The 26,008-nt window shown below is 74.0% G+C and carries 12 protein-coding genes; 11 read left to right on the plus strand and 1 reads right to left on the minus strand.

What is annotated here, in order from left to right:
* Positions 1-138 precede the first annotated feature (138 nt).
* A complete protein-coding gene (locus ACZ38L_RS24735) occupies positions 139-1,767 on the minus strand; it encodes a (2,3-dihydroxybenzoyl)adenylate synthase (RefSeq protein ID WP_465697183.1) in 1,629 nt (542 codons plus the stop codon).
* Positions 1,768-1,971: 204 nt separating this feature from the next.
* Here ACZ38L_RS24735 and ACZ38L_RS24740 point away from each other — a divergent pair, with 204 nt between their 5' ends.
* The 11 genes from ACZ38L_RS24740 (at position 1,972) to ACZ38L_RS24790 (ending at position 25,603) form a co-directional block, all read left to right on the plus strand.
* Positions 1,972-8,595, plus strand: coding sequence for an amino acid adenylation domain-containing protein (locus ACZ38L_RS24740; protein ID WP_465697185.1), 6,624 nt, complete (start codon positions 1,972-1,974; stop codon positions 8,593-8,595).
* Positions 8,592-14,066 (plus strand): non-ribosomal peptide synthetase, encoded by a 5,475-nt coding sequence (locus tag ACZ38L_RS24745; RefSeq protein ID WP_465697187.1) that lies wholly within the window; start codon positions 8,592-8,594, stop codon positions 14,064-14,066. Before ACZ38L_RS24740 ends, ACZ38L_RS24745 begins: the two co-directional genes overlap by 4 nt.
* Positions 14,063-15,223, plus strand: a complete 1,161-nt coding sequence (locus ACZ38L_RS24750) for a saccharopine dehydrogenase NADP-binding domain-containing protein (protein WP_465697189.1) — start codon at positions 14,063-14,065, stop codon at positions 15,221-15,223. The genes ACZ38L_RS24745 and ACZ38L_RS24750 overlap by 4 nt, the downstream gene beginning before the upstream one ends.
* Entirely contained in the window at positions 15,220-17,106 is a 1,887-nt protein-coding gene (locus ACZ38L_RS24755; protein ID WP_465697191.1) for a Gfo/Idh/MocA family oxidoreductase, read from the plus strand. Before ACZ38L_RS24750 ends, ACZ38L_RS24755 begins: the two co-directional genes overlap by 4 nt.
* Positions 17,103-18,290 (plus strand): cytochrome P450, encoded by a 1,188-nt coding sequence (locus tag ACZ38L_RS24760; protein WP_465697193.1) that lies wholly within the window; start codon positions 17,103-17,105, stop codon positions 18,288-18,290. Before ACZ38L_RS24755 ends, ACZ38L_RS24760 begins: the two co-directional genes overlap by 4 nt.
* Entirely contained in the window at positions 18,287-19,114 is an 828-nt protein-coding gene (locus ACZ38L_RS24765; RefSeq protein WP_465697195.1) for a thioesterase II family protein, read from the plus strand. Before ACZ38L_RS24760 ends, ACZ38L_RS24765 begins: the two co-directional genes overlap by 4 nt.
* A 46-nt stretch (positions 19,115-19,160) precedes the next feature.
* Entirely contained in the window at positions 19,161-19,889 is a 729-nt protein-coding gene (locus ACZ38L_RS24770; RefSeq protein WP_465697199.1) for a class I SAM-dependent methyltransferase, read from the plus strand.
* A complete protein-coding gene (locus ACZ38L_RS24775; protein WP_465697201.1) occupies positions 19,886-21,670 on the plus strand; it encodes an ABC transporter ATP-binding protein in 1,785 nt (594 codons plus the stop codon). The genes ACZ38L_RS24770 and ACZ38L_RS24775 overlap by 4 nt, the downstream gene beginning before the upstream one ends.
* Positions 21,667-23,412 (plus strand): ABC transporter ATP-binding protein, encoded by a 1,746-nt coding sequence (locus ACZ38L_RS24780; protein ID WP_465697203.1) that lies wholly within the window; start codon positions 21,667-21,669, stop codon positions 23,410-23,412. Before ACZ38L_RS24775 ends, ACZ38L_RS24780 begins: the two co-directional genes overlap by 4 nt.
* 35 nt (positions 23,413-23,447) lie before the next feature.
* Entirely contained in the window at positions 23,448-24,848 is a 1,401-nt protein-coding gene (locus ACZ38L_RS24785) for a salicylate synthase (protein WP_465697205.1), read from the plus strand.
* A gap of 107 nt (positions 24,849-24,955) precedes the next feature.
* Positions 24,956-25,603: an ice-binding family protein gene (locus ACZ38L_RS24790; protein WP_465697207.1), complete on the plus strand. Its 648-nt coding sequence runs from the start codon at positions 24,956-24,958 to the stop codon at positions 25,601-25,603.
* Positions 25,604-26,008: the final 405 nt, after the last annotated feature.

Consider the following 26,008-nt stretch of genomic DNA (forward strand, 5'->3'; position numbering starts at 1 on the left):
GGATAGAGGGGGGCGGGCATGTTGTTCCGCTCTGTGGGGTCTTTACAGACGAGCGTGTGTTCCTCCTCCCACCTCCAGAAACCCCGAGGGGGGGGGGGGGGGGGGCCAACCCCCCCCCCCCCCCCCCCACGCGTTTGCTCAGGACGTCACGAGCGCGGTCAGCGCCTTCTTGTCGACCTTCCCCACCGCGGTCAGCGGCAGCGCGTCGACGGCGACTATCTGATCGGGGGCCTTGTAGTCGGCCAGGCCGCGCTGCCCGAGGTAGCCGGCCAGCTCTCGGGCGGACGGAACCTCGCCCGGGCAGACCAGGAACGCCACCGACCGCTCGCCCCGCAGCTGGTCCGGGACGCCGACCAGCGCGGCCGCGGTGATGCCCGGATGGGCGGTGAGGTGGTCCTCCACCTCGCCGGCGGCGATCTTCTCGCCGCCTCGGTTGATCTGGTCCTTGACCCGTCCGACGACCACGAGGTGACCGGAGGGCAGCCTGCGGACCAGGTCGCCGGTGCGGTAGAAACCGTTCGAGGTGAAGGCCGTCCGGTTGTGCTCGTCCGCGTTGTAGTAGCCGGGCAGCGTGTACGGTCCGCGGGTCAGCAGCTCGCCCTGCTCGCCGTCCGGGACGGGATTTCCGTCGGCGTCCACGACGAGGAGCTCGTCGGCGGGGGAGACCGGCCGGCCCTGGGTCGTGCAGACCAGCTCGTCGGGGTCGTCGAGCCGGGTGACGCAGAGCAGGCCCTCGGCCATGCCGAAGACCTGCTGCACCCGTACCCCGAGGGCCGGCCCGAGCTCCCGGGCGTTGTCGTCCGCCAGCCTCGCCCCACCCACCTGGAGCACTCGTAGGCTCTCCAGGCCGCTGCCGTGGTTGTTCCGGTGTTCGTTGAGCCAGTGCGGCACGAGCGACGGGCCGAGTGCGGTGATCGTCACCCGCTCCCGTTCGATGAGCGGGAACGCGGTCTGCGGGCTGGGGTCGGATGCCATTACGACGGTGCCGCCGGCCATCAGGGTGCCGAGCACGCCCGGGCAGGCCAGGGCGAAGTTGAAGGCGATGGGCAGCGCGGCCAGGTAGACGGTGCTCTCGTCGAGCCCGCAGGCGTCGGCGGCGGCCCGGGCGTTGTAGGCGTAGTCGTCGTGGGTCCGCGGGATCAGCTTGGGCAGGCCGGTCGTGCCACCGGAGAGCAGCAGCAGGGCGAGGTCCGCAGAGCTCGCGCCGCCGTCCTCGGGGGCGGCCTCGCCGGCGCGGCCCACCGGACCGTTCAGCAGGTCCGCGAGGGCGGTGAAGCCGTCGTGCGGCCCGGGATCGCCGGCGACGATCACGCTGCGCAGGGTGCGCTCATCCAGCATCTCCCGGGCCAGCGCCCGGTGGTCGAAGCGGAGATGACGGTCCGGGACGACGTAGGCCACGGCGGCGGACAGTCGGATCAGGTGGCGGATCTCGCTGCTCCGGTGCCCGGGCATGGCGTGCACGGGCACTGCGCCGACGCGTTGGAGGGCGAACCAGACCAGGACGAACTCGGCGCGGTTGGGGAGTTGGACCACCACGCGATCGCCTCGGCCGATCCCGGAGCGCCGCAGTCCGGAGGCCAACCGGTCGGAGTCGGCGTCGAGTTGCCGGTAGGTCCAGCGGCGCTCGCCGTCCACGAGTGCGGTGCGCTCCGGGCGCTCCGACGCCCAGGCGCGCAGATACGAGCCGAAGGTCCGGCCGGCCCAGTAGCCGGCTCGGCGGTAGCGCTGAGCCCGGGCGGCAGGCCACCCCGGATGGGTTTCCGTCACGTCATGTCCCCTTTCGAGCACCCACGTTGGGGCTGGTGCCAGCACTGGCGGTGTGCTTAGATGACTTATCGAAAACGATAACGGTTTTCATTAAGCGAGGAAAGGCCATCTCATGTGGGATCCGACGGCGCGACATGAAGGGAACGCACAGTGAACGACGCACAGCCTGCCGTCGGGATGGCGGGGTCCCTTGGCGGATCGGAGGTGGACTGTCGGCCGGGGCCGCCCTCCTCCCCGCATTCCGCTCCCGGTCTGTTCACGCCCTCGCCGGACGAGGTCCGTGCCGACGTGGCCCGCGTGCTGGACCTGCCGGCCGACGAGCTCGACGGCGGCCGCGACCTGTTCGAACTCGGCCTGGATTCACTGACCTTGATGGCACTGGTCGGCGACTGGCGGAGGCGTGGCAGCGCGGTCACCTTTCAGGACCTCGTCGAGGAGCCGGTCCTGGACGCCTGGACCGGGCTGCTGGCGACGAGCGGTGTCTCCGTGGCGCAGGGGCCTGCTCCCGTGGCCCCGGCTGCCGCGGCCGGCGCGCCCTTTCCGCTGGCCCCCATGCAGCACGCCTTCTGGGTCGGCCGGCAGGACGGTCAACCGCTCGGCGGGGTGGCAGCCCACTTCTACACCGAACTCGACGGCCACGACGTGGCGCCCGACCGCCTGCGCCGCGCACTAAGGAAGCTGACCGAGCGTCACGAAATGCTGCGCGCCAGGTTCGACGACGAGGGGAACCAGCGCTGCGGCGCCACCGGCCCCGAGCTGGTCGTGAACGACCTGCGGGACCTGGCGGACGAGCGGCTGCACGCCGTGCTGGAGGAGCTGCGCGACCTCGGCACCCACGCCAGGATGGACGTCATGGCCGGCGAGGTCCTGCGGGTGGCGCTCTCGCTGCTGCCTGGCGGCCGGACCCGGCTGCACGTCGACCTCGACATGATGGCCGGCGACGCGCTGAGCCTGCGCATCCTGCTGTCGGACCTGCGCCGGCTGTACGAGTACCCGGACCGGCCGCTGCCCGCATTGGAGTTGAGCTACGCCGACTACCTGACGGCGCGTAGTCGGCGCCGCGGCGCCGAGTACCGGGAGGCGGCCGACTGGTGGCGCGAGCGGATACCCGACCTGCCTCCGGCACCACAACTGCCCACTACTGTCGATCTGTTGCGTCCGGTCAGCGCCGCCGACGCCGAACTGACCCGCACCCGGCGCCTGCACCTACGGCTGAGCCCGCAGGAGTCGGCCGCCCTCGCCGAACGGGCCCGCGAACACGGTCTCACCACGGCCGCCGCCCTGGCGGCCGCGTTCGCCGAGGTCGTCGCCGCCTGGAGCGGCAACCAGCGCTTCCTGCTCAACCTGCCGGTCTTCGACCGGGAGTTGATGGCGCCGGATGTCGCCCGGCTTGTCGGGGACTTCAGCAGTTCGATCCTGCTGGACGCGGACCTGCGCGAGGACCTGCCGTTCGCCGAACAGGCCCGGCGGCTCCAGCAGGGCATGCGGTCCGGCGTCGCCCATGCCGCCTACCCGGGCATCGAGGTCCTGCGCGATCTGGCCCGGCACGCGGGCGGTCCGGTCCTCGCACCAGTGGTCTACACCAGCGCCATCGGCCTGGGGGAGATCTTCGAGCAGGACGTCCAGCGCTGCTTCGGCAGACCGGTGTGGATCGTCTCCCAGGGGCCGCAGGTCGCCCTGGACGCCCAGGTCACCGAGCTCGACGGCGGGCTGCTGCTCAACTGGGACCTCCGTCCGGGGGTCTTCGCCCCGGGCGTGCCCGAGGCCGCGTTCGCCGCCTACCGCCGCCTGGTGGACGGCCTGGTCGCCGACCCGGCCGCCTGGTCGAGTCCGGTCGGGCCGCTGCTGCCGGCCGACCGGCTCACCGTCCGGGCCAAGGCGGCGCTACCCCCGGCCCCGCCGCCCGGCCACGACCTGCACACCCGCTTCTTCCGCCACGCCGAGGAGCGGCCCGAGCGGGTGGCGGTGGTCCGCGAGGACAGCGTGCCGCTGAGCTACGGCGCGTTGGCGCTGCGCGCCCGCGGCGTGGCGACGCTGTTGCGCCGCCACGGTGTACGGCCCGGTGACACGGTCGCGGTCACCCTGCCCAAGGGCGCCGACCAAATCGTCGCGGTGCTCGGTGTGCTGGCCGCCGGGGCCGCCTACGCACCCGTCGGCCTCGACCAGCCGGCCGTCCGCCGGGCGGCCATCCACCGGGTCGCGGGGGTCTCGGTCGCTCTCACCGACGACGCCCACACCCACCTGGTCGCCGAGGTCTCCGGGACGACCGTGCTGCGGCTCTCCGATGCGGCGCACGAGGAACCCGGCCCGGTCGCGTCCGCAGGACCGGAGGACCCGGCCTACCTGATCTTCACCTCCGGATCCACCGGAGAGCCCAAGGGCGTCGAAGTCCCGCACCGGGCCGTGGTCAACACCATCGACGCGGTCGGCGACCTCTTCGGCATCGGGCCCGACGACAGCACCCTCGCGCTCTCCGCCCTCGACTTCGACCTCGCCGGCTACGACGTGTTCGCCTTCCTCTCGGTCGGCGGCCGGGTCGTCGCGGTGGGCGAGGAGCAGCGCCGCGACGCCCACCACTGGGCCCGGCTGGTACGCGACCACGGCATCACCGTACTCAGCTGCGTACCCGCGCTGCTCGACATGCTGATCACCGCGGCGGGCGGCGACGGCGACGACGGCGGCCTCGGCGAGACGCTGCGGCTGGTGATGCTGGGCGGCGACTGGGTCCCGCTCGACCAGCCCGCGCGGCTACGTTCCCTCGTCCCGTCCTGCCGCTTCGCGGCGCTCGGCGGGATGACCGAGGCCGCCATCCACTCCACCGTCTTCGAGGTGGCCGAGGTCTCCGGCGACTGGCGGTCGATCCCGTACGGCGTGCCGCTGCGCAACATGCGCGCCCGGGTGGTGGACGAGCGCGGGCACGACCGCCCCGACCACGTGTCCGGCGAACTGTGGGTCGGCGGCCCGGGGGTGGCCATCGGCTACCGCGGCGACCCGGAGCGCACCGCGGACCGCTTCCCTTGGCACGACGGCGAACGCTGGTACCGGACCGGCGACCTGGCGCGTTACCGGCCGGACGGGGTCCTGGAGTTCCTAGGCCGGGCCGACCACCAGGTCAAGATCCGTGGGCACCGGATCGAACTCGGCGAGGTCGAGGCGGCACTGGAGAGCCACCCCGCCGTCCTGCACGCGGTCGCGGACGTACTGACCGCTCCCGCCCGCAGGTTGGCCGCGGTCGTCTCGCCGGCGGGCGATCAGCCGCTCGACCAGGACGCATTGCACACCTGGGCCGCCGACCGGCTGCCCTCCTACATGCTCCCCGAGCACCTCGTCGTCCGCGCGGCGATGCCGCTCACCGCCAACGGCAAGCTCGACCGTTCCGCCGCCCGCAAGCTGCTGGAGGGGGCCGCCCGGGAGCGGGCCACCGAGCGCGAGGCACCGGTCGGCGCGGTGGAGGAGACGGTGGCCCGGATCTGGGCCGAGCTGCTCGGCCTGCCCGAGGTGGGGCGCGGCGACGGCTTCTTCGAACTCGGCGGGGACTCCCTGATCGCCATCAGGATGACCGCCCGGCTGCGGGCCGCCGGGCTGGCCGGAGCCGGGGTCGCCGCGCTGTTCGGCGCGCCGGTGCTGCGCGACTTCGCGGCCCTGCTGAGGGAAGGCCGGCCGGGCCGAGCGATCGACGGCGCCGGCGTCTTCCCGCAGGGCATCGCGCACGAGCCGTTCCCGCTCACCGACGTCCAGGCCGCCTACCTGACCGGGCGGCAGCCCGGCTTCACCCTCGGCGGCGTCGGGACCTGGCACTACACCGAGTTCGACGGGCCGCAGGTCGACCTCGGCAGGCTGGAGCACGCCTGGCGGGTGTTGGTCCGACGGCACGGCATGCTGCGCGCCGTCGTGGCCGACGGCACGCAGCGGGTGCTGGAAGAGGTGCCGGAGCTGCGCATTCCCGTCCGGGAGGCGGACTCCGCCGAGGCCGAGCGCGCGCTGGCGGAGCTTCGGGAGACTATGTCGCACCAGGTGCGCGATCCCGCACGGTGGCCGCTCTTCGATCTGCGTGCCGTCCGCTACCCGGACGTGTTCGGGACCGTCCGCACCCGGGTCGGCATTGGGGTCGACTACCTGGTGCTCGACGCGCTCTCCATCATGACGCTGTACCGCGAACTCAACCAGCTCTACGCCGACCCGGAGGCCGAACTCCCGCCGGTGGAACTCACCTTCCGGGACTGTCTGACCGGGCCGGCGCCCGACCCGGCGCAGGCCGAGCGCGCCCGCGCGCACTGGGCGGCCCGGCTCGACGAACTGCCGCCGGCGCCGGCACTACCCTTCCGGCGCGATCCCGCCCTGGTCAGCGCGCCGCGCTTCACCCGGCGGCAGACCCGACTCGACGCAGCCACCTGGCGCGCCGTCAAGGCGCGGGCCGCCGCCCACGGCCTCACCCCCTCCACCGTGCTGCTCGCCGCCTACGGTGAGGTACTCGCCGCGTGGAGCGGTGCCGAGGCAGTCGCCGTCACGTTGACCCTGTTCAACCGGCGGGAGGCCCACCCGCACGCCTACCGCGTGCTGGGCGACTTCACCTCGCTCGCGCTGGCCGGCTACCACCGTGCCGAGGACGGCTGGCTGCCCGCCATGCGGGAACTCCAGCGGCGGCAGGCCGCGGACCTGGACCACCAGGAGGTCTCCGCCGCCTGGCTGCTGCGCGAACTCGCCCGGCGCACCGGCACCCTGGACGCCGCCGTGCCCGTGGTCTTCACCAGCGCCCTCGGGTTCGGCGACGCGGCACTCGCCGACCCGGCGGCCGGATTCCCGCAGCGGGTGTGGGGCGTCTCCGCGTCACCCCAGGTCTGCCTGGACCATCAGGTCACCGAGGAGGGCGGCGACCTGGTGGTCAGCTGGGACGCGGTGGAGGAGCTGTTCTGCGACGGGGTGCTGGACGCCATGGTCGCCGCGCACACCCGGCTGCTGGACCACCTGGCGACGGGCGACTGGTCGGCGCCGGTCCCGGACCTGCTGCCCGCCGCGCAACACGCGGTCCGCGCGATGCTGAACGCCACCGATCCGTCCGAGCCCCGGCTGCTCCACCAGGCCTTCTTCGCCCGCGCCGCCGAACACCCGGACCGCACCGCCCTGATCGCCGCCGACGGCCGTACCCTCCGCTACGGCGAGCTGGCCGCGGCCGCGCTGCGCACCGCCACCGCACTGCGCGAGCGGGGCGTGCGCGACGGCGACCTGGTCGCGGTCAGCCTCCCCAAGGGGCCGGAGCAGATCACCGCGGTCCTGGGAGTGCTCGCCGCCGGGGCAGCCTACGTCCCGGTGGGCGTCGACCAGCCGGCGGCCCGCCGCGAGCGGATCCTCCAGGCCGCCGGGGTGCGGCTGACGGTCGGTGCGGCGAGCGCGGACCCGGAGCTTCTGCTCACCCCCGAGGAGGCCCGGGCAGCCGAGCCCGCGCGCGGGCCGCGCGCCCTCACCCCCAACGCCCTCGCCTACGTCATCTTCACCTCGGGCTCCACCGGCGAACCCAAGGGCGTGGCGATCACCCACGCCGCGGCCTGGAACACCGTGGCGGACGTCAACACCCGCTACGGCACCGGCCCCGACGACGTCGTGCTCGCCCTGTCCGCGCTCGACTTCGACCTGTCCGTCTACGACGTCTTCGGACTCCTGTCGGCCAGCGGCGCGCTGCTGCTGCCCACCGAGGAGCAGCGACGCGAGCCGGGCAGTTGGCCCGCGCTGGTGCGGCGGCACGGCGTGACGGTGTGGAACACCGTCCCCGCGTTGCTGGACCTGCTGTTGGACGCCGACGATGACGGCTCGTTGGGAGCCCTGCGCACCGCGCTGGTCTCCGGCGACTGGATCGGCCTGGACCTGCCCGGTCGGCTCCGGCAACGGGCCGGTTCCTGCCGGTTCGTCGCCCTAGGCGGCGCCACCGAGGGCTCGATCTGGTCCAACGCGCTCACCGTCGAGGAGGTCGACCCCGACTGGACCTCCATCCCGTACGGCTATCCGCTCACCGGCCAGCGCTACCGGGTCGCCGACCCCGGCGGCCGCGACTGCCCGGACTGGACGGCGGGGGAGCTGTGGATCGGCGGAGCGGGCCTCGCGGCCGGCTACCTGGGCGATCCCGAGCGCACCGCGGAGAAGTTCGTCCGGCACGCGGGAGAGTGCTGGTACCGCACCGGCGACCAGGGCCGTTACCGGACCGGCGGGGTGCTGGAGTTCCTCGGCCGACAGGACGGCCAGCTGAAGATCGCCGGCCACCGGATCGAGGCGGGGGAGATCGAGGCGGCCATCGAGGCCCACCCGGACGTCGCCCGAGCCGCCGTCATGGCGGTCGGCGAGCGCACGGCCCGGCGCCTGGTGGCCTTCGTCGCCCTCATCGAACACGTCGCCGACCCCGAGGAGCAGTGGTTGCGGACGTGGCTGGCCGAACGGCTGGCGCCGTACGCCCTGCCGTCGCGGACGGTGCGGCTCCCCGCGCTGCCGCTGACCGCCAACGGCAAGGTGGACCGCCGCGCGCTGGCCGCCCTGGCCGAACAGGAGTCACCCGACTCCCCGGCCGAGGCCCGACCACCCCGCGGCGAGACCGAGACCGCACTCGCCGACCTCTGGGACGCCGTGCTGCCGACCCCGGTCCGGGACCGGCACGCCAACTTCTTCACCATCGGCGGGGACAGCCTCTCCGCGCTCAGGCTCACCACCGCGATCGAGCGGCGGTTCGGGGCCCGCGTCCCGGTCCGTGCCCTGCTCGCCGCCCCCACCCTCGCCGCCCTGGCCACCGAGGTCGACGCGGCCGTCGCCACCGTCCGGAACGACACCGAATTCGGAGCGCTATGAACACGAACGAACTGTTGGGCCGCTACGAGCGCGACGGCGTCGTCCTGTGGACCGAGGACGGGCAGCTGCGGTACCGCGCGCCCAAGGGCTACTTCACCGAGGAACGCCGCGCCGAGCTGCTCCTGCACAAGGCGGAGATGCTGGCGGAACTCGCCCGCGTCGCCGAGCGCCGGACCCTGGAACACGACGCGGACGGCCGTTACGAGCCGTTCCCGCTGACCGACCTCCAGGCCGCGTACCTGATCGGCCGCGCCGACGCCTACGACTACGGCGGCGTCGCCTGCCATGCGTACGTCGAGCTGGCCTACCCGGAGCTGGACCCGCGGCGGGTCGCCGAGGTGTGGAACACCCTGGTGGCCCGGCACGACATGCTGCGCGCGGTGGTCCACCCGGAGGGCTACCAGCAGGTCCTGCCCAAGGTACCGGGCGTCGAGGTGGGTGACACCGAGACCTCGTCGGCGGGCCTGGAGGCTGCCGTCCTGGACACCCGCGACCGGCTGTCGCACCGCACCGGACACACCGACCGCTGGCCGCTGTTCACCGTGCACACCACCCGGGCACCGGACCGGGCGGTGCTCCACCTGTCGTTCGACCTGCTCGCCGTGGACCACGCCGGACTGCGGCTGCTGCTCGCCGAGTTCCATGCGCAGTACACCGGCACGGCGACCGAACCGCCGCCACTGACCGTCGGGTTCCGCGACTACGTGCTGGCCCGCCGCGCCCTGGCGGAGACGCCCGGGTACGCGAGCGACCGCGCGTACTGGACCGTCCGGCTCGACGAACTGCCGCCGGCGCCCGAACTGCCCACCGCGGAGGGCTGGGCGGCACCTGCCACGGTCGTCCCCGACAGTGTCCGCTTCCGTCGCCTGGAGCGGCTGCTCCCCGCGCGGACCGCCGAACTGCTCACCGCCCACGCCCGGGAGCGCGGGCTGACCCCCTCCGTCGTGCTGCTCGGCGCGTATGCCGAGACCGTGGGCCGCTGGGCGCGCGTCCCGCGGTTCACCCTCAACGTGCCGACGGTCGACCGCCTTCCGCTGCACCCGGAGATCGACCGAGTGGTCGGCGACTTCACCTCCGTGGAGCTGCTCGCGGTCGATCTCACCGAGGAGGCGTCGTTCACCGAGCGGGCCCGCGACCTCGGCGGCCGGCTGCTGGAGGACCTGGCGCACCCGCTGTTCACCGGCACCGAGGTGCTGGCCGAGCTATCCCACCGGGCCGGCGCGCCCGTGCTCATGCCGGTGGTCTTCACCAGCGCGCTGGGCGGTGGCCAGTCCGCCGCTGCTCCTGTCCGGTATGCCGCGACCCAGACCCCGCAGGTGTGGATCGACTGCCAGGTGATGGCACGCGGGGACACCCTCGCCCTCTCCTGGGACGTCCGCGAGGGCGTGCTGCCGGACGGTCTGGCCGAGTCGATGTTCGGTTCCTGGGTCGCCCTGCTGGAACTCCTGGCCACCGACGGTGCTGCCTGGGAGCGCCCGGCCCGGATCGAGCTGCCTGCCGACCAGGCCGCGCGGCGGGCCCGGGTCAACGACACCGCCGGTCCGCTGCCGGACACCCTGCTGCACGAGGCCGTCCTGGCCCGCGCGCTGGAGACCCCGGACGCGGTCGCGGTCGAGAGCGCCAACCTTGTTCTGACGTACGATCAACTCATCGCGAGAGCAGCCGAGTTGTCCGAACGGCTGGTCACCTCTGGGCTGCACCCGGCGGAGCCGGTGGCGATCTGGATGGACAAGGGCTGGGAGCAGGTCGTCGCCGTGCTCGGCACGCTGCTGGCGGGCGGCGCCTACCTGCCCGTCGACACCGCCCAGCCGGCCGCCCGACGCGACGCGATCCTCGCCGACGCCGGGGTGCGTACCGTGCTGTCGCAGTCCTGGCTGCTGGAATCCGGCGACCTCGCCGACCCGCTGACCGCCATCGCCGTGGACGAGCTGCCCGAGGGAGCGGCTCCCGACGGCCTGCCCGAGCGCCGGGTCGGCCCGGACGACCTCGCGTACGTCATCTACACCTCCGGCTCCACCGGTACGCCCAAGGGTGTGCTGATCAGCCACCGGGCGGCCGGGAACACCGTCCAGGACATCAACCGCCGCCACCGCCTCTCGGCCGGCGACCGACTCCTCGGCGTGGCGGGGCTCGGCTTCGACCTCTCCGTCTACGACCTGTTCGGCCCGCTGTCGGTGGGCGGGGTGCTGGTGCTGCCCGAGGCCGCGCGCCGCGGGGACCCCTCGCACTGGGCCGAGCTGATCGCCGGTGCCGGCATCACGGTCTGGAACTCGGTGCCCGGCCAACTGCAGATGCTCTGCGCCTGGCTGCGCTCGGCCCCTCCGCACGGCAGCAGCCTGCGCCTCGCCCTGCTCTCCGGCGACTGGATCCCGGTGGCGCTGCCCGACGAGGCCCGGGCGATCCTGCCCGGCCTGGAGATCGACGCCCTCGGCGGGGCCACCGAGGGCGCCATCTGGTCCATCGCCCACCGCGTCGGGGAGGTCGACACCACCAGGCCGAGCATCCCGTACGGCCGGCCGCTGGCGAACCAGCGCTTCCAGGTGCTGGACCACGCGATGCGCCCGCGCCCCGACTGGGTGCCCGGTGAGCTGTACATCGGCGGCGCCGGGGTGGCCCTGGGGTACCTGGGCGACCCCGGCCGCACCGCAGAGCGCTTCCCCACCGACCCGCGCAGCGGCGATCGGCTGTATCGCACCGGTGACCTGGGTCGCTACCTGCCCAGCGGGGAGATCGAGTTCCTCGGCAGGAAGGACGCCCAGGTGAAGATCCGCGGCTACCGGGTGGAGCTCGCCGAGGTCGAGGCCGCCGTCCAGTCGCATCCCGGCGTCGCGGTCGGCACGGTCGTCGTCGACGACTCCGCCGCGGGCGGGCGACGGCTGGCCGCGTTCGTCGAGCCCGCCCGGCGGGACGCCGACCCGGCGGGCGCCCGCCGGGCCGCCGAGGTCCACCAGGCCGCGGCACGGGCGATCCGGACCGCGTCCGCCGCGGTGGACGCCGAGCGGCTGACCGCCTTCCTCGAAGCCCTCGACGAGGTCGCGCTCGCGGTGATGACCCAGGTCCTCCAGGGGCCGTTCACGGACGGCGGCAGGCACTCCGAGGAGGAGGTGAGCGCCGGCCTGGGGGCCACCCCGCGCCACCGGCACCTCGTGCGGCGCTGGCTGCGGGCGCTGGCCTCCCGTGGCCGGCTGGACGCCGCCGACGGCCGGTACGGCGCCCTGCGCCGGGTCGGCGCGGCCGAGCTCGAACGGGCCTGGCAGCACGCCGCCACCCTGGAGCGCGAGGTCGGCTGGAGCACCGCACTGCTCGACGTGATGCGGACCTGCGCCGACCGGCTACCGGAACTGCTCAGCGGCCGCACCGACGTCCGCGAGCTGCTTTTCCCCGGTGCCGATTTGGAGGCAGCCGACGCCGCGTACCGGGACAACCTGGCGATCCGCCACCTCAACCACGCACTGGTGGCCGCGCTGCGGGAGATCGCCGCCGGACACGCGGGTGAGGAGCGGTTGCGGATCCTGGAGGTCGGCGGCGGCGTCGGCGGCACCACCGGCGAACTGGTGCCGGTGCTCGCCGAGTACGGCGTGGACTACCTGTTCACCGACGCCTCGCCGTTCTTCCTGAACGAGGCGCGCGAGCGGTTCGCCGACCACCCCTGGATCCGCTACCAGCGCTTCGACGTGGACCAGGACATCCGGCCGCAGGGCCTGCTGCCCAACTCCTTCGACGTGGTGGTCTGCGCGAACACCCTGCACGCCGCCGCGGACGCCGAGGCCGCCGTCCGTCGGCTGCGCGAACTGCTGGCGCCCGGCGGGCAGTTGGCCTTCGTCGAGAACACCCGCGACGACCACCCGCCGCTGCTGGTGTCGATGGAGTTCCTGGAGGTCGCCGGCCGCAGCTGGACCGATCTGCGGGCCGGCAGCGGGCAGTCCTTCCTCACTCGGCCGCAGTGGCTCGACCTCCTGGAACGGAACGGCGCCGCCGACGTCCGGGTGCTGCCCGAGCCGGCGGACCCGCTCGCCGCCACCGGCCAGGAGCTGTTCCTGGCCCGGCTGAAGACCGACCGGGTCCGGCTCCCCGCGGGCGAGCTGGCCCGGCACGCCGCGACCCGGCTGCCCGAGTACATGGTCCCGGCCGTCTGGCAGGTCCTCGACGCCCTGCCGCGCACGGCCAACGGCAAGACCGACCGGGCCCGGCTGCTCTCCTGGCTGCCGCGTGAGGCGGACCGGCCCGAGCGGTCGGCCGACGACCGGCCGCTGGACGAACTGGAGAGCCGGCTGGCCGAGTTGTGGGCGGACCTGCTGGAGCTGGAGCGGATCGGCCGGGACGACGACTTCTTCGCGCTGGGCGGTGACTCGCTGCTGGTCGCCCGGATGGTCGGGCGGCTGCGCGAGCGGATCCCGCAGGCCGCCGACCTGGAGTGGGAGCTCGTGCTGCGGCACATGCTGCGCCGCCCGACGGTGGCCGGACTCGCCGCCTTCCTCCGTGACCTGACGGGCGGACAGCAGGCCGAGCCGGGCACCGCCGAGCCGGTGAACCCCGTGGTGCACCTGCACGGCAGCGGATCACCCGACGAGCCCACCACGGTCCTGGTGCACGCCGGTACCGGCACGATCATGCCCTACCGGGCGCTGGTCACCGAGATCCGGCGGCGCTCCCCGGGCATCGCCAATGTCGTCGGCCTGGAGGTCCCGAGCCTCGACCGCTATCTGGCGGCGCCGCCCGAGGGACTGATCGAACAGCTCGCCGCCGACTACGCCCGGGAGCTGCTGGCCGGCGGCTGCCGCAGCTTCCACGTGGTCGGCTACTGCCTCGGCGGTCTGATCGCCACCGAGGTGGCCCGCAACCTCGCCGAGTCCGGCGCCGACGTGGCGAGCCTGACCGTGATCAGCAGCCACAGCCCGCGCTTCCGGCTGGACGACGAACTGCTCGCCGAGTACTCCTTCGCCGTCATGATGGGCATCGATCCCGCGGCCCTGGGCTTCCCGGCGGACCAGCTCCAGGTGGCCGCCGCGGCCGACGCGGTGCTGGCCGGCAGCCCGGGCGTGCTGCCCGACGGCGGCCTGGCCGCTCTCGGCGGCGTGCACGCCGACGTCGCCCGCCGCTTCCGCGAACTCGCCGAGGTACCCCGGGCCGTGCGGATCGCCCGGATGTGCGAGGCGGTGCCGGCCGCCGCGGGCAGCTACCAGCCCGAGCACATGACCCGGCTGGTCCTCGCCTTCCGGCAGAGCGTCTTCGCCATCACCCGGTACGACGCCGAACCGTACGCGGGCGACATCACCTTCCTGCGGCACAGCGGGGCCTACCCCTTCCCGGGCAGCAAGGCGGCCGTCACCACGTACTGGGAGACCCTGGCCCTCGGCGAACTGAGCATCGTGGACATCGCGGGCGACCACTTCAGCTGCCTGTCGGTCGAGCACGCGCCCGCGGTGCTCAAGCTCCTCGACGAGCTGACCGGCGGGGCGGTGACCCGATGACGGGCCGCCGGACGATCGGAGTGCTGGGCGCGTCGGGCGCGGTCGGCCGGGCCGCGGTGCGGGAGTTGCGCGACCTCGGGCACACCGCGCCGCGCCTGGGCGGGCGGCGGACGGACGCGCTGCGGCGGGTCGCGCGGGAGGAGCTCGGCGGTGCGGCGGAGGTGGTGCCGGTCGATCTGGCCGACCCGGCGAGCCTCACGGCCTTCGCCGAGGGCTGCGACCTGGTGCTCAACTGCGCCGGGCCCACGTACCGGTGGAAGGACGCCGCCGCGCGGGCGGCCCTGGCCGCGGGCGCGCACTGCGTCGACGTGGCGGGGGACGATCCGGCCGCCGAGGAGCTGTCGCGCGACGGCACGGCGGGCGCGGCCCGGCACGCCGTGGTGCTGTCGGCGGGCGCGCTGCCCGGCCTGTCCAGCATCCTGCCGCGCTGGCTGGCCCGGCAGGGGCTGGACACCGTCACCGCGCTCACCGCCTACTGCGGCGGCCTGGAATCCTGCTCACCGACCGTCGCCGCGGACCTGCTGCTGTCGCTCACCACCGGTGGGGCCCGGGGCGCCTCCTACGGCGAACCGCTGGCCGCCTGGCGCGACGGCCGCAAGCGGTCCCGGGCGCTGCGGGCGGCCGAGCAGACCGAGACGCCGGGCTTCCCCGGCCGGGTCGCCGTGCAGCCCTTCCTCGGCGCGGAGACCGAGCGGCTCGCCGCCGACCTCGGCCTGGAGTACGCCGACTGGTTCAACGTCCACCCCGGGCCGCAGGTCCGGGAGTTGCTGAACCTGCTGCCCGGACGGCTGGCCCAGGGCGCCGACCGCGACGAGCTGGCGGCTCGGCTGATCCGCGCCGCCGGTCTGGACCTGGCCGGCCGCAGCCCGTACTACGTCATGGACTTCACCCTGAACGGCACCGCCGATGGCGCCCTGGCCGCGCGCCGGTTGACCCTGCGGACGGCGAGCAGCTACCGGCTGACCGCCGCCGTCGGGGCGCTCGCCGCCGACGCCGTGCTGCGCGGCAGCGTCCCGCCGGGCGTGCACTTCGCCTGCGACGTGCTCGATCCGGACGCCGTGGCGCGGCCGATCGCGGCCGGCGGGGCGGCCGACCGGTTCGAACTCTCCGACCCGGCCCAGCAAGCTGACGGCCTGGTCGAGGAGGGAGCCCTGTGACCACCCGTGCACCGCTGCGGGTGCTGGTCTGCGGCACCAACTTCGGCCGGTTCTACGTCGAGGCGGTGCGCAGCCGCCCCGGGTACACCCTGGCCGGTCTGCTCGCCCGCGGCTCCACGGCCTCCTGCGGCCTCGCCGAGCGGCTGGGGGTTCCGCTCTACACCGCGGTCGGCCAACTGCCGGACGGCGGCGTTGATGTGGCCTGCGTCGTGGTCGGCTCGACGATCTCGGGCGGGGAGGGAAGCGCGCTGGCCCGGGAGCTGCTCGGCCGTGGCATCCATGTCCTCCAGGAACACCCCGTCCACCTCGACGAGTTGACCGCCTGCCTGAAGCTGGCCCGCGAGCACCGGTTGCAGTACCGGATCAACACCCACTACCCGCACGTGACTTCGGTGCTCGACTTCACCGAGGTGGCCCGCCGGCTGGTCGCCCGGGGCCGGCCGCTCTTCGTCGACGCGGCCACCCCCGTGCACCTGCTGCATCCGATGGTGGACATCCTCGGGCGGGCACTCGGCACGCTGCGGCCGTGGCGGTTCTCCGCGTCCGCGCCGGTTCCCCCGGAGCTCGGCGCGCAGCCGTTCCGTACCGTGCAGGGGATCCTCGGCGGCGTACCGCTGACCCTGCGGGTGCAGAACCAGCTCGACCCGGCGGACCGGGACAACCACGCGCTGCACTGGCACCGGCTGTCGATCGGCACCGACGGGGGCGTGCTCACCCTGGCCGACACCCACGGGCCGCTGTTGTGGAGCCCGCGCCTGCACGTCGACCGCGACGCGAGCCACCGCTTCGTCCTGGAGGGGCCCGGTACCGAGGCGCTGGACCTGCCGACGACCAGTGTGATCGGCGTGCCCGGATCCTTCCGCGGGATGTTCGAGGAGCTGTGGCCGCAGGCGATCGGGCGGGCGCTCGACGGCCTGGCCGCCGCCGTCGAGGCCGCCCGGGACCCGCTCCGGTCCGCCCAGTACGACCTGACGGTCTGCCGCGTCTGGTCGGAGCTGGCGGCCGTGCTCGGACCGCCCGAGATCGTCCGGCCGACCACGCCGCGCCCGCTGTCCATAGGTGAACTCATTCCAGTGCAAGGGGAGTTGTCCCCACCCATCACTCCCGCCGAGTCGGTCCAGTACGGCCCGTCGGCCGAGTTCTTCGACCTGGTCGCGGGCGTGCACACCGCCACTGGCAGCGCGCCGGCCGTGGTCCGCGCGCTGGCCGGCCTGGACACCTCCCAGGGACCGATCGTCGACATCGGCGCGGGGACCGGGCTGATCACCGAGGCCGTGGCACTGGCCCTGCCGGATGCGGAGCTGCTGGCCAGCGAACCGTCCACCGCGATGCGGGCCGTGCTCACCAGCCGGGTCTTCGCTGACCCGCGACTGCGGCCCCGGGTGACGGTCACCGACGGCGCCGCACCCGACCTCGAACTCCCGGGCCGCATCAGCGCGGTGGTGCTCTGTGGAGTGCTCGGCCACCTCGACGCCGAGCAACGCGACCGGCTGTGGCGGCGGTTGCTCGACAGGCTCCTGCCGGATGGCCGTATCGTCGTCGAACTCATGGGCCTCGAAAGGCCGTTGACCCTTCCCGAAACCCGGCTGGCGACCGCCGAGGCCGGCCACAACCGGTACGAGTGGTGGTTCTCCGGTGCCCCCGACCCGGACGACGACGAGGCCATGGTGCTGCACACCACCTGGCGCGTCCACCAGACCGACGCCACCGCCGGCGGCGCGCCGCTGCGCGAGGTGCACGACTCCTACCGCTGGATCCCGTTCGACCTCGGCCGGCTGGCCAAGGAGTCCGGACTCCGGGTGCGACCGCTGGCCACCCTCCCGGGCGCCCCACCGATGGCCGTGCTCACCCCGACTCCCTCGGACCCCAAGGACCCATCATGACCGCACCCTTCCCCATGCGCCGCGGCTGTCCCTTCGCGGCGCCCGAACCGTACGCCGAGCTGCGCGAGAAGGAGCCCGTCGCCCCGGTCACCCTGCCCACCGGACGTGAGGCCTGGGTGGTCTCCCGCTACCAGGACGTCCGCGCGCTGCTCGCCGACCCCCGGATTAGCGCGGACATCAGCCGCCCCAACTTCCCCGCCCTCGGCGAGGGCGAACAGGATGCCGGGGCCCGGCTGCGCCCCTTCATCCGCACCGACGCCCCCGAGCACACCCGCTTCCGCCGGATGCTGCTGCCGGAGTTCACGGTCCGCAAGGCCCGCGCCAGACGCCCCGCGGTCCAGGCGATTGCCGACGCCTGCCTCGACGCCATGCTCGCCGCGCCCGGACCGGCCGACTTCATCGAGCACTACGCCAACGCCGTCTCCACCGCGGTGATCTGTGACCTGCTCGGCATCCCGGACCAGGACCTGGAGTTCTTCCGTGACGTCACCCGGATCTCGGGCTCCCGCACCAGCACGAGCGAGGAGGTGATGGCGGCGCTCGGCGGCCTGTTCAAGCTGATCTCCAACCTGGTCGACCAGCGCCGCGAGCAGCCCGGTGACGACCTGCTCTCCCAGCTGGTCGTCGACCAGCTGGAACCCGGCCACCTCACCAGGCAGGAACTGCTCTCGCTGGTCGGCATCACCATCAACGCCGGGCGCGAGAGCAGCACCAGCATGATCGCGCTCTCCACCCTCCTGCTGCTGCGCCGCCCCGAACTGCTGGCGGAGCTCCGCACCGAGCCCGCCCTGATCCCGGGCGCCGTCGAGGAGTTCCTGCGGGTGACATCGATCTCCGACTCCATCCCGCTGCGCGTCGCCACCGAGGACATCGAGCTCTCCGGCCGGACCATCCCCGCGGACGACGGCGTCATCGGCCTGATCGCCGGGGCCAACCACGACCCGGACCGGTTCCCCGACCCGGACCGCATCGACATCCGCCGCGCCGGCAACCAGCACCTGGCCTTCGGCTTCGGCCCCCACCAGTGCCTCGGGCAGAACCTGGCCCGGCTGGAACTGGAGATCGCGCTGGAGACGCTGATCCGCCGGGTGCCCACGCTGCGCCTCGCGGTCCCGTACGAGGAGATCGAGTTCAAGCACGACTCGGCCACCTTCGGCGTCGAGCGGATGCCGGTGACCTGGTGAGCACCGGGCTGACCACGGACCCCCGGGCGCTCGCGCGCCGCCTCGGGCCCTGGCTGCGCTGCTGGGCCCCGCGTCCCGGGGCCCGGCTGCGGCTGGTGTGTCTGCCGCACGCCGGGGGAGGAGCCAGCTTCTTCCGGCCCTGGACGGCGCTGCTGCCGCCGCAGGTCGAGCTGATCACCGTCCAGTACCCGGGCCGCGAGGACCGCTGGACCGAGCCCGCGGCCGACCGGATGGACGCCCTGGTCACCGCGGCGGCCGACGCGCTGGCACCGCTGCTCGACCGCCCCTACGCCCTGTTCGGCCACAGCATGGGCTCGGCCGTCGCCTGGGAACTCGCCCACGCGCTGCGCACCCGAGGCCTCCCGCAACCGGGCCGGCTGCTCGTCTCGGGCCGCGCGGCACCGGGCACCGCCCGGTCCGGAGCGTTCCACCGCGCTGACGACGACGCGCTCGCCGCCGAGCTGGCACGGCTCGGCGGCACCCACGCCGAGGTGCTCGCCGACCCGGACCTGCGCGCCGCGGTCCTCGCCTACGTCCGCAACGACTACCGCCTGATCGAGACGCACCGGCCCGCCGAGCGCCCGCCGCTGGGCCGGCCCATCGCGGTGTTCACCGGTGACCGCGATCCGGAGTTCGACCTCGGGCCGCACCGCGACCGGACCGGCGGCTGGGCCCGACTGACCACCGCACGCACCACGGTGCGCACCTTCCCCGGCGGCCACTTCTACCTCGTCCCGCAGCGCCACCAGGTGGTGACCGCGCTGCTCAGAACGCTCGACCCCGCGCTCGGCGCGGCCGGCGGGGGCTGGCCGAGCACCCCGTGAGCGGCCGGCCCCCGCCGGTCCCCAGACCCAGCAGACCGAGGCCCACATGATCGACTACTACTCGCCCTCAGCCGAGTTCTACGACCTGGTCGCCGTACGGCACACCACGAGCAGCGGCCCACCGCTCGCCCGGGTGCTGGCCGGCCTGGACACCTCCCACGGCCCGGTCCTGGAGATCGGCGCCGGCACCGGCCGGATCACCGAGGTGATCGCCGCCGCGCTCCCGCAGGCCGAGATCCTCGCCGCCGAACCGTCCGCGACCATGCGCGCCGTCCTCACCGCCCGGATCGCCCGGGAGCCGGAGCTGCGCCGCCGGGTGACCGTGGTGGCCGGCGCGGCCCAGGACCTGCCGTTGCCCGACCGCCTGTCAGCCGTCGTGATCTTCGGCGTGGCCGGCCACCTCACCCGCCCGGAGCGCACCGCCCTCTGGCGACGGCTGGCCCAGCGGCTGCCGGCCGGCGGACCCATCATCGTGGAGCTCATGGGCGTCTCCGCGCCCCGCAGCATCCCACCGGTGATGTCCCTGCGCGAGACCATCGGCCGGCAGACCTACGAGTGGTGGATCGGCGGCGAACCCGCCGGCGGCGACGCCATGCGCTTCACCACCACCTGGCGGGTGCTGCGCGACGGCCGCACCGTCCGGGAGGTCGCCGACAGCTATCACTGGCACACCTTCGACGTCGCCCAACTCGCCCGCGAGGCAGGCATGACAAGCCGCCGGATCACCGAGGCCGGCGGCCGGCCCATCCCCGAGATCGGAGTCCTCGTCCCATGACCACCCAGCCTCCGCTGCGCCGCCTCCTCCGGCCCGTCCGCGGCCGTCTGGCACTGGCCGTCGGACTCCAGGCCGTCGCCGCCGGGTGCGGCATCGTCCCCTTCGTCGCGATCGCCCGGCTCGCCGCCCGGCTCACCGGTGCGGCCGCCCCGACCGGTCGGCAGGTGTGGCCGCTGGTCACCCTGGCCGGCGCCGCCGGCCTCGCCGCGCTGGCCTGCGGATTCGCCGCCGGAGTGGTCGGCCACCTCGCCGACAACGAGCTACAGCTGGGCCTGCGCCGCGAGCTGGCCCAGCGGGTCGGCCGGATGCCGCTCGGCCGGATCACCGACCGCGGCTCCGGCGAGATCCGCAGTGCGGTCCAGGAGGACGTGCAGGCCCTGCACTCGTTGGTCGCGCACACCCTGCTGGACGTCACCACGCTGTTCACCGCGCCGCTGCTCGCGCTGGCCTACCTGCTCACCGTGGACTGGCGCCTCGCGCTGCTCAGCGTGCTGCCGCTGCTGCTGGGCGGCTACCTGTACGGGCGGGCGATGTCCGGCGCGAAGGCGCGGATGGCCGAGTACGGGCGGGTCCTGGGCCGGATCTCGGCGGCCGCCGTGGAGTTCGCGAGCGGGATCGCCGTGGTGAAGACCTTCGGCCGCGGACGGACCTCCCAGGCACGCTTCCTGGCGGCCACCGAGGCGTTCTCCGACTTCTTCGGCAGCTGGGTCCGCAGCACCCTGGTGGCCTCCACCGCCGCGCAGCTGGTGGTGTCGCCGGTCGTGGTGCTGCTGCTCCTGGTCGGTGTGGGGGCGGCCCTGGTCACCGGCGGCCGGCTGCCCGCCGCGGACCTGGTCCCGTTCGTGCTGCTCGGCCCGGTGGTCAGCGCCCCGATGGGCGTCGTCGGCACCCGCGTCCAGCAGATCAGGATGGGGCAGGCGGCCGCCGTCCGGATCGCCGCCCTACTGGACGCCCCCGTCCTCACCGAGCCGGCGGCTCCCGCCACCCCGGTCGGCGCGCGGGTGTCGCTGCGGGGGGTGTCCTTCTCCTACGACGGGCTCACCGACGCCCTCACCGGCATCGACCTCGACCTCGAACCGGGCACCGTCACCGCCCTGGTGGGGCCCTCCGGCTCCGGTAAGTCGACCCTCGCCGCCCTGTTGCCCCGCTTCCACGACGTGACGACCGGGAGCGTGAAAGTCGGCGGAGTCGACGTCCGGGACATCCGGGCGGCCGATCTCTACCGCCACGTCGGCTTCGTCCTGCAGGACGTGCGGCTGCTGCGCGCCACCGTCGCGGAGAACATCCGCCTCGGCCGGCCCGAGGCCACCGACGAGGAAGTGCGGCGGGCCGCCCGGGCCGCCCGGATCCACGACCGGATCACCACCCTGCCCAAGGGCTACGACACCGTGGTCGGCACCGAGGCGCAGCTCTCCGGCGGCGAGGCCCAACGCCTCTCCATCGCCCGGGCGTTGCTCGCCGACACCCCGGTCATCGTGCTGGACGAGGCGACCGCGTTCGCCGATCCGCAGTCCGAGGCACTGATCCAGGACGCCCTGTCCACCCTCGCGGTGGGGCGCACCCTGCTCGTCATCGCCCACCGGCTGGCGACCATCCGCTCTGCCGACCTCATCGCCGTCCTGGACCGGGGACGGATCAGCGAGCGGGGACGCCATGAGGAACTGCTCGCCGCCCAGGGCCGCTACGCGCGGATGTGGCAGGCCCAGGAGACACCGAGGCGGGCCGTCGCCACTCTCGCGGCCGGCGATCCCGACCACCACCGAGAGGCCACCGACCGATGATCCGCCACCTGATCCGCGCCCTCGGCCCCGAAGGCGCACGACCGCTGCGACGGCTGCTCGTCCTACTGACCGGCGCCGGCCTCCTGCAGGGTGTCACCTTCGCCCTCCTGGTCCCCGTCCTGCGCACCCTGCTGGGCGACTCTCCCGGCCGGGTGTGGCCCTGGCTGACCGCCCTGACGGTGTGTTCGCTCGGCTATGCCGTCCTCCAGGCGGCCGCCCTGAGCACCGGCTTCACGGTCGGCTCGGACCTCGCCCGAGTGCTGCACCGGCGCCTGGCGGACCGGGCGCTCTCCTTGCCCATCGGCTGGTTCACCGCCGGGCGGGCCGCCGAACTGGCCGGGCAGGCAAGCCAGAACGTCATCCAGGTGATGAACATGCCGGCGCATCTGCTGCGCCCGCTGATCAGTTCGGTGCTCACGCCCGCCACCATCGTCGCCGCCACCCTGCTCCTCGACTGGCGGACCGGCCTGGTGCTGCTGCTCTGCGCACCCGTCCTGCTGGCCGCCCAGCTCTGGAGCACCGCCGTGGTCCGCCGACTCGACCAGGGAAGGGACGGCGCGATCGCCGAATCCGCCGACCGGGTCCTGGAGTTCGCGCGGAACCAGCCCGTCCTGCGAGCCTTCGGCCGTACGGTGGACGGCCACGCGGCGCTGGACCAGGCCCTGGTCGCCGAGTCCCGGGTCGACCGCGCCCTGATCGTGCGCGGTGTCCCGGGGCTGCTCTCCTTCGCCTTCGCCGCCCGCATGTTGCTCGCCCTGGTGCTGGCTCTCGGCACCTCCCGGGCCCTGCACGCCTCGCTCGCCGTCTCCACCCCGATCGCCGTGGTGGTGCTCACCGCCCGCCTGGTCGACAGTGTCTCGGCCGCCGCCGATCTCGGCGCCGGGCTGCGGGTCGCCCGCAACAGCCTGGAGCGGCTGACCGCGGTGCTCGACGAACAGCCCTTCCCCCAGCCCGCCGCCCCCCGACGGCCGGAGCGCGTGGGGGTGGAGTTCGACCGTGTGAGCTTCGGCTACCCCGCAGCTGCCGGGAAGGCCGCCACCGTGCTCGACGGAGTGAGCTTCCGGATGCCCGAGACCGGCCTGACCGCGCTGGTCGGACCCTCCGGAGCGGGCAAGACCACCGTCGCCCGGCTGCTCGCCCGGTTCTGGGACACCACCGCCGGCACGGTCAGCATCGGCGGCGTCGACGTCCGCGACATCGCTGCCGACGACCTGGCCGCGCTGGTCTCGGTCGTCTTCCAGGACGTCTACCTTTTCGAGGGCACCATCGAGGAGAACGTACGCCTCGGCGACCCCGCGGCGAGCGACGAACGGCTGCGGCGCGCGGCCGAACTCGCCGGGCTCGACCGGGTGGTGGGCGAACTGCCGGACGGCTGGGCCACCTGGGTCGGCGAGGGAGGCACCGCGCTGTCCGGAGGCCAGCGCCAGCGGGTCTCGATCGCCCGCGCCCTGCTCAAGGACGCGCCGATCCTGGTCCTCGACGAGGCCACCGCGGCGCTCGACCCGGAGAACGAGGCTGTCCTGGAGGCCACCGTCGCGACCCTGGCCCGGGAGAAGTCGCTGCTGGTGATCGCCCACCAGTTGCGGACCGTGCGGGCCGCCGACCAGATCCTGGTCCTGGAGCAGGGCCGGATCACCGAACGCGGGACGCACGACGAGCTCGTCGTCGCGGGTGGCACCTACACGGACTTCTGGCGACAGCGCAGCCGTGCCGAGGGCTGGCGCCTGGCGGCCGCCCGGTGAGCAAGCACGTACCGTCCCTCGAAGGAGCACCAAGGATGACCAGACAGCTGCCGAACGGCCTGCGGGAGTGGGCACGTGCGATACCCCTGGCCGAGCACGAGGCCGTCCTCCCGGTCTGCGAGGACCCCGCCGGCGCGGCGGCGCGTCTGGCGGCGGCCGGACTGGGCGAGGAGTACGCCGTCTACGAGCGCACGGGCACCTGGTACTTCGCCGCGGGGGCCGCCGGCACCCTGTCCGTCGCAGCCGAGCAGATCACCGTCCGGGCCGGCGACACGGCCTGGGTGCTCCCGACGGAGGGTCGCCCGCTCGACCGGGTCGCCGAGGCCCTCGCAGCCCTGGGCCAGGTAAGGGCCGGCGACCGGAGGGTGTACGGCTGGGCGGCCTTCGAGCTGGCCCACCTGCTGCACAACGTCCCGCAGCCGGCGGTCGCGGCACCCCTGGTGTATCTGCTGGTACCGAGGGTGGAGGTGGTCCTCACCCCTGCCAAGGCCGAAGTCCGTGCGGTGGAAGCCTCCTTGGCGGCCAGGACCGCCTCGCTGCTCGACGCCGGATCCGGGCAGGCGGACGCCACCTCGGGCACCTGCCCGGTGCCCGAGGTCGAGCGGATCATCGCGACCGGCGCCGCGGAGTACCGGCAGGCCGTCGCCGACACGGTCGACGACATCCGCACGGGCAGGATCGCCAAGGCCGTGGTGTCCCGGGCCGTACCCCTACCCGGAGACGCCCACCCCGACCTGGCCGCCTGCTACCTCGCCGGTCGCCGGGCCAACACCCCCGCCCGGTCGTTCCTGCTGGATCTCGGCGGCTGGCAGGCGGCCGGGTTCAGCCCGGAGACCGTCGTGGAGGTGGAGGCGGATGGCCGGGTCGTTACCCAGCCACTCGCCGGGACGCGGGCCCTCGGCCCGGACGGCGAGCAGAACCGCCGGCTGCGCGACGAGCTCCTCGCCGACCCCAAGGAGGTCCACGAGCACGCCATCTCGGTGCGGCTGGCCTGCGAGGAACTGGCGAGCGTCTGCCGGCCCGGCTCGGTCGCGGTCGAGGAGTTCATGACGATCAAGGAGCGCGGATCGGTGCAGCACCTGGCCTCGCGGGTCGCCGGGTGGCTCCGCGACGGGCACGGCCCGTGGTCGGCGTTCGCCGCGCTCTTCCCGGCGATCACCGCCACCGGCGTCCCCAAAGCGGCCGCGCTCTCCGCACTCGCCCGCTACGAGCTGGGTACCCGCGGCCTCTACGGCGGCGCGGTCTTCCTCGCGGACACCCGAGGCACGCTGGACGCCGCCCTGGTCCTGCGGACCGTCCTGCGACACGACGGCCGCACCTGGCTGCGGGCCGGAGCGGGCGTGATGGGCACGTCCACACCGGAACGGGAGTACCAGGAGACCTGCGAGAAACTGCGCAGCGTCGCCCCCCACCTGCGCCAGGCGGGACGGGCCTGACGGCGCAGCGTCCGGCGAGCCCCCGCACGGAGCGTATGCGGCAGGGAATCGGGACCAGACGGCCCCGGCCGCCGCCCAGCGCCAGCCCAGCCACGCCCGTGGTAGAGATGACCCCGCCGGTCACCGCCAGCCCGAAGAGCCTGGGTCGCCACGTACAGGACGGCAGGCGTCGCACCGCCCTTGAACCGGCAACGATGGGTAACCGCGTGCGTCGTGCCACCCACCAGGCGGATACCGAGCTGAGTGAGCAGCAGGCCCAGCGCGACATCCGCGAACTTGTCCGGGCTGGCTGGCTGACCTTCGTGGGCAGCATCCTGGCCCTGACGTCGATCACCGCGAACACCGGAGCGGGCATCGAAGGTCAGGCGCTGGCCCGGAACGCCACCGTGTCGATGGACACCAACACGATCACCCGGCCGACGTGTGCCGTCGGTACGACTGGTGGCACCACCACGGGCGGCACCACCACTGGCAATAGCACTGGCGGCACCACCGTGGGTACGACGGGTGGGACCACCGGCAGCACCACGGCCGGTACGACGGGTGGAACCACCGTCGCGACTACCGCTGGCACCACCGGTGGTGAGACCGGTGGCGGTCACGGGTGCTGTCCCTGCGATCAGTGGGGTGACGACCACGGTGGGAACGGCGGCCACTGGGGGGACCACTGTGGTGACTGCGGCCGCTGGGGGGACTGCGGTTCTTGTCACGACGAGTGCGATTCCGGCAAGTGTTGCCAGCCCAAGGGTTGGTAGCCGGTTCTCGGGCCGACGGGCACCACGGGCTACGCGGAGTGAGCATTGGTGCTTCTCTCGGGTGAGTACGGCCTCTCGCGAGAAGTCTCCGTGGGCGAGTGGCCGTCTGATGCGGTGGCTTGAGAGGTGCGGCCGAGACCGGCGGCGCGTGGCGGATCGTCAGGATCCCGCCGCGCGCCGCCGAGGCCCGACTCTTCTCGCGTCACGGCCCCGTCAGCACCGGGACTATTCATCCCCAGGCCGTAAGCCCGTTCACGGTCGCCATGCCCATCCGGGGCCCTGGCGACCCCGGTGGTTGGCACGCAGACGTGGGGGGGGGGGGGGGGGGGGGGGGGGGGGGGGGGGGGGGGGGGGGGGGGGGGGGGGAGGGGGAGGGGGGGGGAGGGGAGGTAAAGTGTGGCGAGA

It is taken from the genome of Kitasatospora sp. NPDC024654 (assembly GCF_055559155.1).